This window comes from Rhodococcoides fascians NBRC 12155 = LMG 3623 (assembly GCF_001894785.1).
Lineage (GTDB): Bacteria > Actinomycetota > Actinomycetes > Mycobacteriales > Mycobacteriaceae > Rhodococcoides > Rhodococcoides fascians.
Genome location: NZ_BCWW01000026.1, coordinates 1 through 16,045 on the forward strand (window position 1 = coordinate 1; position 16,045 = coordinate 16,045).

The window sequence follows — 16,045 nt, forward strand, 5'->3', positions numbered from 1 at the left end:
GGCTTACATCGCCGACGCTCCGGACAGTCTGCGCCGAGTATTCCTGCTGCAGGCTGTCTGCGTCGGGGTCGTCTCTTCCGACCAGGGCCTCCCAATATTCTCACCGAGTCGAACTCCGCTGTCATCCTCCGGCGAACGGCGGTAGTACATCCACTAGCGCACCGATCTCCGCTGCCGGATTCCTCGTGAACTCATTAGTTAGCAAGAAGGCCGAAACCCTGAGCACGGCCGCGACCGCTGGACCATTCCGGCCAATTATCGCGGCAGCAGGTGAGCCCACTGTGGCGCGCCCTCACCGAGAACATATTGTTCGCGTCTGCCACTGGCCGCGTCGGCTGCACCTGCGAAATAGCGGGCTTCAACCACCGATTCCACCCATACTCCTTTCGGGCGGAACGAAGCCCTCAGCATCGATTCCATGACCTGCCGACTTGTTCCACATTGCGTTTCGCCATACTTGCGCAATCTCGTCGTCAGACGCGCCGGACCTCAACAACCCTCGGACATCAGTCTCCTGATCACTGAAGAGACATGAACGTATCGTCCCTTCGGCCGTCAAACGCGTTCTGTCACAATCCGAACAGAAAGACCGCGTCACGGATGCGATGATTCCTACCGTACCGGTGCTACCTCCCACAGACCATTCCTCGGCTGGCGAAGACGGATCATCTCGTTCCAATTCTTGCAAGTGGAAACTCTCGGACAATACTGAGAGCAGCGCTTGAGCATCGACCATGTCCGTTCTAGTCCAAGCGTGGTCCGCATCGAGCGGCATCTGCTCGATGAACCTCAGCGACACACGCTCGTTCAAACACCACCTGAGAAGGTCGACCGCGCCGTCAAGGGTCTCCGGCATCAAGACTGCGTTGACCTTGATCGGGCTCAAACCCGCCGCGACAGCGGCACGAATTCCGGCCAAGACCGACGGCAACCGGTCGCGCCTTGTCAGTCGCGCGAAGTGTTCTCTATCCAACGTGTCCAATGAAACATTGATTCGGTCGAGACCTGCATCTGCGAGTTCTGCGGCACGGTGCCGTAGACCTATTGCGTTGGTAGTCATCGATAATGGAACACCCGGCACTTGTTGTGCGCAACGACGAACGATCTCGGCCAGGTCCGCCCGCATGAGAGGCTCACCACCCGTGAACCGAACCTCCTCGATTCCTAGTTTTCGAACTGCAATCTCGACAATCCGGGCGATCTCAACGGGCGCGAGCAGATTCCGCGCTGGTATCGGGGCCAAGCCTTCCTCGGGCATGCAATAGGTACATCGCAGCGAACACTTTTCGGTGATGGATATGCGAAGGTCCTTTCCCCGTCGCCCGAATCGGTCCACCAGACCTGGAGTGTCCGGCCGGTCAGCCGACCACAACTCATTGTCGGACCAAACGGCTGGAATCCCGAGCGCGACGCTGTTGTTGAATCTCACCTGTCCAGTCTCCCACTGCGGGTCGCAAAGACCGATGTCAGCTATGTCTAGAACTGACCGTCGGTTTGTTAAGAATACGTTGATCTCACCCTGGCTAACCCACTTGCTGTTTCGACTGCGATTGCCGGCTCCGATCGAACGCCCCGTACGAGACCACACCGGAGGCCACGGCGCGCCTATATCCCGCACAGTACAGCGACGGATGACCCATCTGACCCGTGCCAGAGCCGTCGGCCCCACTAGCCGCGATGATTCTTCCTGCTGACGTCTCGGCCTGATCCCGCTCTCGATCGTGGTTTTACCGCGATCTCGTAAACGGGCAGGGCAGAGTTGCCGATGTCAATCGATCGGACGCTCGGGTCCACGGTCCGAGATGGAGGTTCTATCCGGATCGTGCGGTCGGGTGACGTACGGTCAGGCGGGCGCGGTAATCCCGCCAAACCCGCCAGTGCAGTGACAATCAACGTTGACCACGGCGCGTTCTTCGACAGGCGTAGATGGTTGCGGCGTGCATGAGTAGCGATTCGTCCGGCAACCGGGAATACCCGCAGGCGAGAACCTTTGGGTTCCCATCGACGGGCGTCGTGGTAGGTGAAGCCAAGCATCTGGGTCCACGCCACCACGTCGAGAACGAGCTACACTATCGGCAACCAGATGCGGTTCTGATCGGCCCCGTGCAACGGGAAGTTGGTCAGACCAGTGTCCTTGGCGGTCCGGATGCGGTCTTCGCAGCGGGCGCGCCGACGGTACTGAAGTTCGAGATCCTGGATCTGACCGCCGACGGTGTTGGTGACGAACGCAGTCAATCGCAGTCCGTCCGAATCGGTGGACCATAGTTGGCGACGCGCGCGTTCTTCTCCGCGCGGCGAAGCCCCACAGCGCTGATTGAGGATGGCAGTGCGCGAGCGGTCCGTCGATCGCCAAGCCCGCAAGTCCTCACTCGTGAGCAGTCCCATCGAACGGCAAGACCGCTCGAGTCCAGCCAATGCCTGCTGAAGTCATCGCCTGCCCGACTTCAAACATTAGAGCTCGCAAAACGGGAAACCACCCCAGAACGCCGATACGCAAACACCTGGGGTGAGCTTCTCCATGCCTAGCTGACACCGTGACTACATATCGGAATGTGGCCCCGTTCGCGGGAGACACTCAACATAGATTGCCCGCATCATCGACCGGTTCGAAGGTGCCGGCATTCGCACATACGCCATGAGCGAAACAGCACGTCATCTCCGTGCTGCGCACTCGGCTGCTTCCACGACTTTGTCGATCAGCATTGCGCGTGTGCGCGGTCCGACTCCACCGGGCATCGGAGCGACAGCGGACACCTTGTCGCGGACGTCGGGGGCACATCGCCGACTAGACCGTTCTCCGTGCGTGTGATGCCGACGTCAAGAACTACTGCGGTGGGCTTGAGTGAGGCTGCCGTGATGAGCGCTGCTGATCCCGCTGCGGCGACCACGATGTCCGCGCGCTTCAGGTGCTGGCGCAGGTCCTTGATGCCACTGCGCGGAAGAGGGTCGGCGTGTCCTGCGAGATGTTCGCGGAGATCGGATTCGATTTGGCGAATGTGGCCGAAGGTGGACTTACGCAACAGCCTTCTCGCGGTCGACGGCCCGTACATGGATCTGAAGCGGTGCTACATACGCCAGACCGGCGGAGGTCGATGTCCTCGCTACGGTCGGCACCGGCGCGCATTGCCGCGTTCAACGACGTAAGTTTCGGTGCCAGGTTCGCCCAGCTATCTTTTACACGGTCATTGGAACCAAGGGCTACGGTCGCCAGACTCGGTGTGACTTCTTGCCCCTGTTATTGATGATCCGGGGGGTGGTGTCGCCGGGTGTGGTGGCGTCGACGGACCGCTGATAGGGACAGGGCCGCTGATCGTGAGCAGGTATCTTCATAACGTGGGTGTCGGGTGTCGACGTCGGATCGGCGACCGGCAGGACCGGACTGAGGACTGCTCCACGGACACGAGTTACCGTGTTCTGCGGCATCGACGTGGGAAAAAACCGAACATCACGCCATCGGCCTCGCTGTCGACGGCACCCGTCCGTGCGACAAAGCGCTACCCAATGACGAGGCCCGTCTACGAACAGTGTTCGACCGCCTCGCCACACACGGACCGCTGCTGATCGTCGTCGATCAGCCCAACACGACCGGCGCGCTTCCGGTCACCGTCGCCCGCTCCTGCGGGCACCAGATCGTGTACCTACCGGGACTGTCGATGCGTCGAATCGCATATCTGTATCCAGGGGCAGGCGAAGACCGACGCGCGTGATGCGTTCACCATCGCCGACACAGCCAGGCCCATGCCTTACACGCTTCGGCGAGTAGATACCGGTGATGACACACTCGCCGAGCTCGATGTGCTGATCGGTTTCGATGATGATCTCGCCGGCCAAGCAACCCCCATCAGCAACCGAATCCGCGGACTGCTGACCGGCATTCACCCCGCGCTCGAACGGGTCCTCGGGCCGCGTGTGACCACCCCGCCGTGCTCGAAATCCTCACTCGCTGCGGTGGCCCTGCCGGAATTCGCACTGCCGGAATCCGCACTGCCGGCAAGCGCAACCTGACTGCCATCGCAGCCAAGAACGCACCCAGGATGGAGCGAACCTGGTTGCGGAAATCTACGACGCACTCGAATCTCACACGGCAGTAGCGCCCGGGTCTGCGGCTGCCGAGACTGTCTTACCCAAACTACCGGACTCGCTCAAAGAGACGCTGCAACAACGCAAACAATCGGTGCAGACGTGGAGAGGATGCTCGATGCCCACCCTCTTTCCTCGGCCGGTGATCTCGATGCCCAGCGTCGAAATCAGGACTGCAGCACGCATTCTTCTCGAAGTCGGTGACGGATCAGCATTCAAATCAGCCGGACACCTCGCTGCCTACGCCGGCATAACACCCGTGACCCACCAATCCGGCACCTCGATCCGCGGAGAACACCCCGCGAGATCAGGAAACCGCAAACACAAACGCGCGTTGTTCCTTTCGGCCTTCGCCGCACTGCACGACCCCACCAGTCGCGCCTACTACGACCGAAAACGAGCCGAAGGCAAGAAACACAACGCAGCCCTCATCTGCCTCACTCGACGCCGATGCGACGTCCAATTCGCCATGCTCAAGAACAAGACCCCTCACCAACCGCCCGCAGCTCACGCAGCTTGACAGAAACCACAGGGACCCCCGACACCAGAGTCGCCTAATTACTGAGGAGCATGAACGTATCGCACCTTCGGCTGTCAAACGAGTTCTGTCACAATCCGAACAGGAAGACCCCTTATAGTTGCGCTGTTCCTACCGTACCGGTACTGCCTCCCACAGCCCATTCCTCGGCCGGCGAAGACGAATCGTGTCGCTCCATCTCCTGCAAGTGGAAACCCTCGGACAACACAGAGAGCAGCTATCGAGCATCGACATGTATGTACTCGTCCGTGCGTACTCCGCGTCCAAAAGCGTTGGCCCATTATCGGCACGGTCGCCCCCCCCTGGAGCGCATGCGTGTCAAGAGACGGCAGAGTCAAGATCGCCGGCCGGCTGGCGAACTTCGGACGGCATGACACCAGCGAAATTGTAGCGTCACACCGTCGCGATCGTGAACACCTTGGTCATGGTCGAATCAACCTCCCAACGACCCTTCCATCCTTCCGGCATGATCGACGTCGTCCCCGCCCGCAGCTCTCGCACCGTTCCGTCGTCGCCCACCAGGCGACCTGATCCACTGATGATGTGCACGAACTCGATGTAACCGGCGTGATCGGTGGTGAAAGCCCCGGGTGTCACCCTCCATAGCCCCATTCGATTCTCGGGTGAATCGAATGTGACTGTCGACGTCGACGGTTGTCCACGAGTCACCCGCTCCGGTGATACGGGATCGTAATCCGGCCACTCGATGGCGTCGAAATCGATTGCGATAAGACTATTTTCGTCCATGACTTCTTTCTGGTTCGCTCGATGACGGCCAGCATTACTGCGGGATCATCGTGTATTTGCTGGAAAGGAATTCCTGTATGCCTTGGAAGCCACCTTCACGACCAATTCCGGACTGCTTGACACCACCGAACGGTGCTGCGGCGTTTGACACCATGCCGGTGTTCAAGCCCATCATTCCAGTTTCGAGCCTCGCAATCATTCGATGACCTCGGTGGATGTTTTCGGTGAACACATAGCTGACGAGGCCATATTCGGTATTGTTTGCAATCTGGATCGCTTCGGCCTCAGTTGAAAAACGACTAACGCCAAGGACCGGCCCGAAGATTTCTTCGTTCATCATGGCTGCCCGCGGATCTACGTGGTCGATGACCGTCGGCTCGAAGAAGTGCCCTGCCCCCTCGATGGCCTTGCCGCCGGTCACGATCGTTGCTCCAAGCTCGACAGCATCGGAAACGAGACGGGATGCATTGTCGACGGCCCTCTTGTTGATGAGTGCCCCTATATCGTGCGACTCGTCCGCTCCGCGACCGACCGACATGGCTGCGACACGTGCACCGACCATTCGAACAAATTCGTCCGCGACGTCCTCGTGCACGACGATTCGGTTGGCCGCAGTGCAGGCCTGCCCCACGTTGCGGAATTTAGCGAGCATCGCGCCGTCTACGGCGCGATCGAGGTCCGCGTCCTCGAAAACGATGAACGGAGCGTTGCCTCCGAGCTCCATCGACGTGCGCAACACATTCTTGGCCGCGGCCTCCATGAGTTTGACTCCGACCGGCGTCGAACCGGTGAAACTGAGCTTGCGCAACCGGGGATCGCCAAGAAGGGCCTTCGACTGTGCTGGAGCGTCGGAAGTTGGCACCACATTCACAACACCGGGCGGCAGCCCGGCCTCCTCGAGCAATTGCGCGAAAAAGATTGTGGTCAACGGTGTAAGGTCCGCAGGTTTGATCACGACGGTGCATCCAGCCGCTAGCGCCGGCGCAATCTTGCGGGTAGCCATCGCGAGAGGAAAGTTCCACGGAGTGATGAAGTAGGTTGGACCAACCGGCAGGTGTGACACCACAACCGTCCCCGTACCTTCCGGATTGGGGCGATAGTCACCTCTGACCCGTACTGCTTCTTCCGAGAACCACCGAAGAAATTCACCGCCGTACAGCACTTCACCCCGGGCCTCAGCGATGGGCTTACCCATCTCGATGCTCATGAGCAGCGCGAAGTCTTCTTTCCGCTCGATGAGCAGATCGAAGGCTCGACGCAGGATGTCTGAACGTTCACGACTGGGAGTGTTGCCCCAATCATTTTGTGCTGCAACGGCTGCGTCAAGGGCGCGAATAGCGTCGTCGACGCTCGCGTCGGAAATGGACTTCACAACCTGACCGGTTGCCGGATCCTGCACTTCGATAGTGCGCGCCGGTGTCAGGGGTTCCCATAAACCTCCGATGCCGAGCCCGGCCTGCACTCGGTCGAGCAACTGACGTTCGTTCTGATTCGACATGATCAAGACCTTACTTTTTTACCCGCGAATTCAGCGACCGGACAACATATCCGCCGTACGGGCTGTCCAATGGGTCCGTGAATCCATCGATGCGTATTCCCGGCGATCGGCGAAGCGGTATGCCGCGTAAAGCGCAGTGGCGCCGACCCATCGAATAGGTTCGACCTCCCAATTGCGCGCTCGTCGGCCGACCCACGGAAGCCTGGTGAGCTCAGTATCGTCACCGACTATGAGGTCACGCAGGGTGCGGCCCGCGACATTCGTACCCGACAGACCGTGGCCGACATATCCTCCGGCACTGAGAATACCAGTCTCACGGTCGAAGTTCACCGACGCACACCAGTCGCGGGGAGCGCCGAGCACTCCCGACCAGGACTGCTCGAGACTGACGCCGGACAGACTTGGGAACAGTTCGCCGAGACGTTGCTTCAGCTGCAGGACAGCCGCTTCCGCGGTGCGACCGTTGCGGTCGAACTTGGATCGGAAGTTGTACGGAACACCTCGCCCACCGATCGCGATCCTGCCGTCGTGCGTGCGATGCATGTAGGTGAAGCTATGGGCCTGGTCACCCACGAGCTCGGCCCCATGCCAACCCACCTCTTCGAGCTGGGAATGAGACAAAGGTTCGGTGATGACCATGCTGCTGTTCATCGGCAGCAACTTGCGGGCTTTGCCCTTGAGCGACAGCGTGTATCCTTCGAGCGCTTCGACGATGTACTTCGCAGTGACCGTTCCACGATCAGTCGTGACACGATGTGCCTCGACGCTCGAGGCCGTGGTCGATTCATAAATCGTGACCCCCAGTGCTTCGACCACTCGGCTCAGGCCCAGCGTGTATTTCGCGGGGTGTACGCGAGCACAGTGGGGTGTCCAGTATCCGCCGAGAGCACCCTCGACACGTATCCTTTCGGCCAGTTCCGTCGGGCCGAGCTCGTACACATCGTTTTCGCCCCAGCCCTGTTTCTTCATCTCTGCAACGTGGTGACGGTTCCGAGCAAGCTGGGCGGCGTTGGTAGCGACATGAATGAGACCGTCGTGTTTTAAGTCCTCGTCGAAACCCTCACTCCGGGCTACGGCGACCGATTCAGTCACCGCACCGAACATTTCGCGTTGGAGGTCCTGTGCACCTTGAACGCCGCCGGACTTCGCGTACCGCCGGAATTGGCCCGCAGGTTCCGCGCTCATCCAGCCACCATTGCGCCCGGAAGCCCCGAACCCCGCGAATTCGCGCTCGATGATCGCAATGTCCAGGCCCGGGTTTGCCTTCTTCAGATAATAGGCTGTCCATAATCCGGTCAGCCCACCACCGACGATGGCGACGTCGACCGAGACGTCGCCCGTCAGCGGCGGACGCGGGGTTCGAGTACTGCTGCGCATCCAGAAGGACACTTCGCCGTTGACGAAGCCTGGCTCAGAGTTCTGTGAGTAATTAGCCATGATGCTCTCCTTGTTGTCGCTGGTAATCAAGTTCGTCATTTCTGCATCTGTGTAGATTTCGTCGTCGACCCGGCTGCGAGTGCCAACGACGACGTCTGGGCCAAGGACCTACCGGCAGTCTCCGGTGCCCACGCAAAGCACACTGCGAACCCAATGAGGGTAAGCGCAGCGCCAAGTCCCATCGTGGGGCCGACACCGAACTTCTCAATGCTGATCGGCAATAGGTAAGTGCCTGTGGCTGCGCCGATTCGGCTGATTCCGACGGCTACACCTACAGCGGTGGCACGAATTGCGGTTGGAAAGAGCTCGTTGGGGTAGATCCATTCCAGGATGCTCGGACCACCCGAAGCGAACGCGTACACGCAGAACGCGAGGACAACGAACCAGACCGGCCCCTCCGGGAAGATCCACAGCGCCAGCAGCGGCACAGCCATGATGCCGAACGGAACGATTCCCATCTTCCGACGCCCGAAGGTTTCCACCCATCGCAGAGCCGGAATGCACCCGAGTGCAAACAGAACGATGATTGCCGTCTCCACGATCAATCCAGCAGATCCAGCGTCCGAAATCGCGAAGCCGGCAAGGATGACGGGCAAAAACGTCAACAACGCATACTGCGGAGTGATCTGCGCTAGGTAAAGCGTCCCGCACATAACGGTTCGCTTCAGGTATCCACCGCGGACAATTGCCAGGAAGGCCGTTTTCGGTTTCTGCGAGGAAACGCTACCCGCGTCGGCGTCCGACAGGTCGATACGTGTGCCGTATATTTTGAAGACAACGTCTTCTGCCTCGGCAATCCGACCCCTGTCCGCCAACCAGCGAGGCGACTCGGGGATGCCCCGCCGAGCAAGAACGACACCGAAGCCCAGTACAGCAGCGGTACCGAGCATCCAGCGCCACTGTTCGTGACCACCCGAGGCGCTGACGATGCCTGCACCGACCAGGTATGCGACAGCGGCGCCCAGCGACCAGCTCACACCTGTCAGCCCGATCATGAATCCACGCTTCTTCGCCGGCGTGAATTCAGTGAGCAGCGACGTTGCAATTGGGTAATCCGCGCCCACAGCGAGCCCGATGACGAACCGCAGGACGATCAGTTGCCAGGCCTCCTGCACGAACACGCACAGGGCACAACCAACGACCAGCACGGTCAGATCGAGCGCGTACATTTTCTCCCGCCCGATGCGATCGGTCAGGGAGCCGAAAACAGTGGCTCCGAAGAAGATACCGATCAACGAAGCCGCGCCGATCAGACCGATCTCCGTACTGCTAGGTTTCAGTTCCGCTTTGATCCCCACCAGAGCCAGGCCGATGATGCTAAGGACATATCCGTCGAGGAATGGTCCACCGCAGCAGGCGGCCAACAACTTTCGATGAAACCGCGACGCAGGCGACTCATTGATAACGCTGAATTTGTCCATACAATTCGGGTCCTTCGATGAGGGGTGCCGTTGATCGGCGCGCGCAAGGTGATGTTCTGATGCTATCCGGACCATGCGATCAGTGTCGCTGGACTGTAGTAGGAACTTTTGTCTACAGCTGTACTCAAGTACTAAAGACCACTTAGTTTGAACGACGTACCAGCACACGGTGCGCGCGCAGCGTGAACGTTGGGGTTGATCGGCGCGTTCAGCGCTCGGACCCGTCCATAGCAATTCTGCGCGAAATCAATGCCATCCAGAGAGTCGCTATGTCAGCTGAGTCCTTCGTACTCCGTCCTGAAATCTCTTCGATCTTCTTCAACCGGTAGGCAAGCGTCTGGCGGTGAACGACTAGACGCTCCGCCGCAGCGGACCAGCTTCGGTTGAGAGTCAGGAAGGTTTCCAGCGTATCAACCAGCTGCGAGTTGTTTCTCATGTCGTGGTCGAGAAGGTCACCGAGAATTTCTCGGGTGGCGAACTGAGCTTCTGAGATGGTGCGAGGTAGAAACAAGGGCGCTGCAGTGGAATATTCGGCTACTCCCCCGCCATTGGCACGCGCGGCTTGCAACGCCCAACGCGCCTGGCGGACGCTATCCGGGAGGCGCTGAAGACTCGCAGTCGTTGCGGACGCACCCATGGCTTCCACCGACGTCGATAGCAGATCCGTCACCGTGTCCATATCGACCTGCGAGACCACGCAATAACCTTCCTCCCCAATCCCGCCGGTCATCTTCGGAATTGCGTGGTCACCCAGGATCGTTCGACAGGTCCGCAGGAAACGACGATCGAAGCCTAGGACAACCCACGACTCGCGGGTGCACCAGATCTGATCGAGTCTGGGCTGAGCAACATCCACACCGATCGATCCGTCGATTATCTGACCGAACAAATCCGACTCGGTTTCATCGCTCTGCTCCCTCTCTCTCGTCGCGCGTTCGACCTCAATACCCACAAGGCCCTGGGCATGAAGTAGAACGAATGCGTCGAGATCAACTTCGGACGGGCCCTCCGCCACCAACATGCACCGACGATGAGTGGCCAAAGCGAAGGCGGTAGCGCGCAGAACTCCGCCCGTCACAACCGTGATGCGAACGACAGAACGAGGCGTCGGATCCTGGACCTGTTCACGCAGCGACCGAATCGTCTCCTCTGGTAACGGAGCAGTGGTCGGTAACGGTTCGGTCCCGTAGTCCACGTCGACGACATGCAAGCGGTGCCCCAGCTCTTTGGACAGTCGCTCGAGCAATTTTTCGTCACCAGAATTGGATGACCGTGCGACTTCGTACAACCTGCTCAGCCGAGCAATCCTGCGAATCTGGTCGCTCTGCGCAGCGACAGCGACAGTCCGTCCGATCGCGGAAAACGGCGTCGCGTGTGCGACGGAGATGATGGGGAAGTCCAACTCATCGGCACGTTCGAGCATGCGAGCAGTCAGCGGAGGTGCTTGAAGGTCATCGCCGATCGCGATACCAGCAAGGCGCGCGGCGTTCAAATACACCACGAATTCTTCTTGCTTCGCCTCACCGGCAGGAACACACATTCCTGTAGTCATCAATAGTTCATCCGTGGCGACCCAGTTCCATGGATCTTCAAGTTCGCATGAATGAGCCCATATGATGGGCCGGTCCAAGCCGCCTCGACCTGCCAACACCTCGCAGGCCAGCTGCCTCATGGCGACAAGGTCGCCCACCGTCAATCGCGCGGCCATGGTGTGAGAGTACAACGAACGTCGGTGATTCACACCGATCGACAGTGCTACACGAAGGTCTGCCGAAGGTTACCGATCCCCTCGATCCAACTTTCAACCGTGTCGCCGGCACTCAAGAACTTGGGTGGCGTCCGCGCGAATCCAACACCGGCCGGTGTCCCGGTGAAAATCACGTCTCCAGGAAGTAGCTCTACTGTTTTCGATAGCCCACTGACGATCATCGGCACCGAATAAATCATCTGGCTGGTACGAGACAATTGCATCGTGGCACCGTTCACCACGCACCGCAAACCCAGATCGTCGGGATCGTCGAATTCGTCCGGCGATACCAGCCAAGGCCCTTGTGGAGCAAAACCGGGAAAAGACTTCCCGAGACCGGACTGGGGCGACGGACCGCGGTTCTGCAGAACACGGTCCGAAAGATCCTGTCCGGCCGTCACACCCGCAACATGCGACCACGCATCGTCGACCAAAATGTCACGGCCACTTTTGCCTACGATGACCACCAATTCGATCTCCCAGTCGACGGTGGTTCCAGGCGGTATCGCAACAGCGCTCGTCGGACCGGAGAAACTCGACACGTACTTGGTGAAGATCGGGGGCAGTGTGACGGGCGGCTCGATTCCAGCTGATTCGACATAATCCCGGTAATTGAGACCCACCCCGAACACCTGACGAGGAGCTGGAGAGGGAGGGCCCAACAAGTTCATATCAACTTGCTTCGCACCGTCGGACTCATCGATAGAGCGTTGCGAGTACCAGGATGTCAGCTCGTCCCAACAGTCGAAGACATCTTCGCACCGAGATCCGAAGCGACCTCCGGAAAGTTCATCCAAGTAGTAGAAGCGCTCAGCTCCTACCTGGCCTTCTACTATTACTGCCCTGTTACCGTAGTTGGCAATTCGCACCGCAAAGTCCTCTCAAGCGTTGAAAACAGTCTTTCGGACGAGGACTCATCCGCGACCAGACCGACTCTCGACATCGGGTCCCTCGACTGCGGCTCGTTCACTTGGGGAAGCTCGCAACATTCTGAAAATTACCACCGAACACAGCCCGACCCCGATCGCCGTCCCAGCCGCGGTATAGGCCACGCCGTCCACGAACCCGGAAGCTGCGAGGGTCCGGATCGACTCTCCCACCGAAGCCGGCATCGTCTCAGCTGCCGACAACGCGCTGCCGAGGTTCTTTGTAGCGGACGCCGACACCTCAGCCGGAACGCCTTCCGGCATATCCGAAACCATGGTGTGACGGTATATCGCCCCGCTGATCGTCCCCAGTATTGCAATGCCCATTGCACCGCCAAGCTCCGCGCCGGTTTCGGATACAGCCGAAGCGGTACCTGCTTTCTCCGGTGCCGCAGCCGTCAGGACTATGTCCGAGTTCAAAGTCGCGGCAGCACCCACCCCAGATGTCAGCAACGACATCCCGAGTATCAACAATCCGGTAACCGAATCCACCTTGACGAACGCTAGAACCAACGTTCCCAGGACAACGAACAATAGTCCGCCGACGATGACCGCACGGATGGAGAAGTTGTGACTGAGAGGCGTCGCGACAATCGCACCAACCGCCGCGGCCGCGGCCGGAATGACCAGCCACACCCCGGCCTCGAATGGACGGTATCCAGAGATCAACTGCAGATATTGCGATGTGAACAGACTGAATCCAGCAAGAGCGAAAATGACGATGAATTGCGCAAGCACGGCGGCTGTGAACGCACCCGACTGGAACAAACTCATATCAATGAGGGGGTCGGAAAGCTTGCGTTGACGCCTGGAGAACCACACGACGCACACCAGGCCGACGACAGCTGAGATACCCGCCAGCAAGGTGACACCGTGTTCGGCACCTTGTTTGACAGCGAAGACCAGACCCAGCATGGCTACGATCGACACCACCAGACTCACCAGATCCAACCGTGGTGCAGCGCGGTCCACGAACTCAGGGACCAAGCATGGGACGGCTACGAGCACAATGATCATGAATGGGACGTTGATCAAGAAAACCGAGCCCCACCAGAAGTGTTCGAGAAGAAAACCTCCGATAACCGGCCCGAGCGCGCTACCACCGGAAAATCCCGCCGTCCACACTCCAATGGCCACTCGTCGCTGATGCGGCTGATGGAACATGTTTCTGATCAAAGACAACGTGCTCGGAGCCAAAGTCGCCCCACCGATTCCAAGAAACGCTCGCGCAATGACCAGCAAGATCGGTGTCCAGGCGAAAGCAGCCAGGAGCGAGGCAAGGCCGAACACCCCGGCCCCGATCAGTAGCAACTTACGTCGCCCGATCCGGTCTCCGAGCGACCCCATCGTAATCAAGAGGCCGGCCAGGAAAAACCCATAGATATCCAAGATCCACAGCGTTTGCACATTCGATGAGCGAAGGTCGTCGACCAGCGCTGGAAGTGCCAGGTACAAGACCGATATGTCCATGGCAACCAACAGGATTGGAACTGTGAGAATAGCCAGTCCGAGCCACTCTCGGGTGGTCGCTTTGGTTGCTGCTGAGTTCACCATGCATCTCCTCGAGCGTGTGCGCCGCTGACATCTTGGGCTGTGACAATTGTGGTTGTGCCCCAGGCAACTGAACAGTGTTGTTTCATTCTCTTGCGGCAGAGCGGACCTGACACGGGCGTACGTTTGCACTGCCTCCGACCTGCCGACTCGAACCCGGACACGGGGAGCACCCACAGACACTGGTACCGGTACGGCAAACATCCCCGCCACCGTTTCCGATGGGCGGGGATGTTGTGCATTCGACTGTCATCACGGCATGAGGTAAAGGCGCGATCAAGCCGAGTGGCGCTGCAGTCCTGAATCGCGGGCTTCCTGTGCCTGGCGACGCAGACGCAGCCAACCGGGGATAAGCGCTGCCACCAGGATTACGTAGACGACCGCAGAAATCCAAGCCGCTGCGCCCACGAGATCGGGTGTGGCGCTTGTGAAACCGTAGATCAAGATCCATGCGAACACGACTGCTCCAGCAATCACGGCCAGAGCAAGAGCAATCCTCTTGATGCCGCCACCACCGGCGTTCTTGTCGCGCATCAGAATGAAGAGCGCACCGACAACTACCAGCAGGTAGGGAATCGTCCAGAAATAGGTGACGAGGGTTGTCGTTGCCACGTTCACGGTCAGCGCCGATTCGCCCGAGAACAGAAGCAGCAGGAGTGGCAGAGCAGTTGCGATCAGTGCCACAGCAACGACAGCCCGCGCGGGCGATCCGAATTTGGGATGGATGGACTGCAGACCGCGCGGCAGAGTCGTGTCGGCCGCCGCCGTCGCGACAACGCGAGGAGCGTAATTAAGGAATCCGATGATTGCGACCAAGATACCGAGTCCGACAACCAGATCCATCACATCGGCAAGTACGGGCAGGCCCGCAGCACGCGCCAGTGCCGCCGGCGGCGACGCCTCGTCCATCGCGCCCTCCGGCAGCGCGTTCAGTGCCGACACCTGCAAGATCGAGCAAATCAAGAACAGCGCACCCAGACCTACGGGAACGGCCATCACGACACGCGGGATGTTGCGGCGTGGCGATTTGGTTTCCGCGGCCAGTGCGGTACTGCTTTCGAACATCACGAGGAATGCCGCTGCGGTCGCAATTCCACCCGAAATCTGCGAGAAGGAAACCTCGCCGAACGAGAGCTGTGACGAAATGTCAATTCCGTTGTTTGCTATTGCTACGACCAGCAGAACCACGGCGGCAGGCAGGGAGACGGCAGCCAAAGCGATCGTCACCTTCACGGACGTGTCGAGTCCCCGGTAAGCGAGTACGGCGGCGACCGGTCCTGCGATCAGGTAAACACAGACATACAAGAATGTGCTTGCGGTGCTAAACACGCCGATAGAGATCAAGAAGCTGACCATGTAGGTACCGACGCCTGAGATCAATCCTCCGATTGCGCACATGTATCCAGCAAAAATCCCGGCAATTGTCAGAATTCGAGCCCATGGGCCGAACATCTCACCCATGTAGCTGTACAACGAACCCGATCCGACAAATCGCCGAGCATAGAGAACCACAGCGAAACCAATGAAAGTTGTGGCTACCGCGGCCAATAGAATGGCCAACGACGCGCTGGACCCCGCGACGAACCACGTGAAGGCAGGAACGGTAACCATGCCAACCCCGGGACCGAAGGTCGCAAGGGCCAACCCGCCGGCGCGGAATCCGCTCAGCGTAGCTATCTCGACATCGAGTGCCGTTTCGTCCTGCCCTGCAACCCGCGGCTGTTCATCTGTCTTGGGTCTCGTATCTTCCGACACTCGCGCTCCTGTTGCTCGATCGAGGACGCCTCTTCCCCGCTGTGTCAAGAATCACCTAGCGACACTACGTGTGCATACACAACAAACGGACAAAAGTTCTGAGTAGTTATCCATGTCAGAAGTCGAAAGGTTGAGGCACTGCCCATGTCGAGTCGACATGGGCCGGGCATAAAATGTGGGTCCCTCCCACCACGGGATTACGAGGAGGAGAACGCGTAGCACAGGATCGACCGAGATGCAGACATGATCGGACAGAATGGGGCCGCCCATCGATGCGCCAGCAATCTACTCGTATGTACACCCACCACCCCACACCCCCTGCCGGCTCCGTCGTTGTAGACGGAG

Annotated in this window: 9 protein-coding genes and 4 pseudogenes; 1 reads left to right on the plus strand and 12 read right to left on the minus strand. The window is 59.3% G+C overall.

Annotated features, from left to right (window positions below; genetic code table 11):
- Window positions 1-358: 358 nt before the first annotated feature.
- The 3 genes and pseudogenes from moaA to RFA01S_RS27115 all read right to left on the minus strand — a co-directional run bounded on the left by moaA (window position 359) and on the right by RFA01S_RS27115 (window position 3,050).
- A complete protein-coding gene (gene moaA / locus RFA01S_RS27095; RefSeq protein WP_032406383.1) occupies window positions 359-1,429 on the minus strand; it encodes a GTP 3',8-cyclase MoaA in 1,071 nt (356 codons plus the stop codon).
- A gap of 419 nt (window positions 1,430-1,848) precedes the next feature.
- Window positions 1,849-2,268 (minus strand): annotated as a pseudogene (locus RFA01S_RS28385) (transposase); the annotation flags it as partial.
- Between the two features lie 384 nt (window positions 2,269-2,652).
- Window positions 2,653-3,050, minus strand: a pseudogene (locus tag RFA01S_RS27115) (hypothetical protein).
- Window positions 3,051-3,379: 329 nt separating this feature from the next.
- Here RFA01S_RS27115 and RFA01S_RS27120 point away from each other — a divergent pair.
- Window positions 3,380-4,600: pseudogene (locus tag RFA01S_RS27120) on the plus strand (IS110 family RNA-guided transposase).
- Window positions 4,601-4,648: 48 nt separating this feature from the next.
- Here RFA01S_RS27120 and RFA01S_RS28390 read toward each other — a convergent pair.
- The 9 genes and pseudogenes from RFA01S_RS28390 to RFA01S_RS27160 all read right to left on the minus strand — a co-directional run.
- Window positions 4,649-4,835: pseudogene (locus tag RFA01S_RS28390) on the minus strand (GTP 3',8-cyclase MoaA); the annotation flags it as partial.
- Window positions 4,836-5,011: 176 nt separating this feature from the next.
- A complete protein-coding gene (locus RFA01S_RS27125; protein ID WP_032406380.1) occupies window positions 5,012-5,365 on the minus strand; it encodes a cupin domain-containing protein in 354 nt (117 codons plus the stop codon).
- 34 nt (window positions 5,366-5,399) lie between these two features.
- Window positions 5,400-6,863 (minus strand): NAD-dependent succinate-semialdehyde dehydrogenase, encoded by a 1,464-nt coding sequence (locus RFA01S_RS27130; protein WP_032406379.1) that lies wholly within the window; start codon window positions 6,861-6,863, stop codon window positions 5,400-5,402.
- Between the two features lie 30 nt (window positions 6,864-6,893).
- A complete protein-coding gene (locus tag RFA01S_RS27135; protein ID WP_032406386.1) occupies window positions 6,894-8,300 on the minus strand; it encodes an NAD(P)/FAD-dependent oxidoreductase in 1,407 nt (468 codons plus the stop codon).
- Between the two features lie 35 nt (window positions 8,301-8,335).
- Window positions 8,336-9,721: an MFS transporter gene (locus RFA01S_RS27140; RefSeq protein ID WP_032406378.1), complete on the minus strand. Its 1,386-nt coding sequence runs from the start codon at window positions 9,719-9,721 to the stop codon at window positions 8,336-8,338.
- 208 nt (window positions 9,722-9,929) lie between these two features.
- Window positions 9,930-11,429: a PucR family transcriptional regulator gene (locus RFA01S_RS27145; RefSeq protein ID WP_032406377.1), complete on the minus strand. Its 1,500-nt coding sequence runs from the start codon at window positions 11,427-11,429 to the stop codon at window positions 9,930-9,932.
- Between the two features lie 47 nt (window positions 11,430-11,476).
- Complete coding sequence (locus tag RFA01S_RS27150) at window positions 11,477-12,337, minus strand: fumarylacetoacetate hydrolase family protein (RefSeq protein WP_032406376.1); 861 nt, start codon at window positions 12,335-12,337, stop codon at window positions 11,477-11,479.
- A gap of 45 nt (window positions 12,338-12,382) precedes the next feature.
- Complete coding sequence (locus tag RFA01S_RS27155; RefSeq protein ID WP_052060477.1) at window positions 12,383-13,948, minus strand: MFS transporter; 1,566 nt, start codon at window positions 13,946-13,948, stop codon at window positions 12,383-12,385.
- Window positions 13,949-14,221: 273 nt separating this feature from the next.
- Entirely contained in the window at window positions 14,222-15,556 is a 1,335-nt protein-coding gene (locus tag RFA01S_RS27160; protein ID WP_162182869.1) for an APC family permease, read from the minus strand.
- Between the last annotated feature and the right edge of the window lie 489 nt (window positions 15,557-16,045).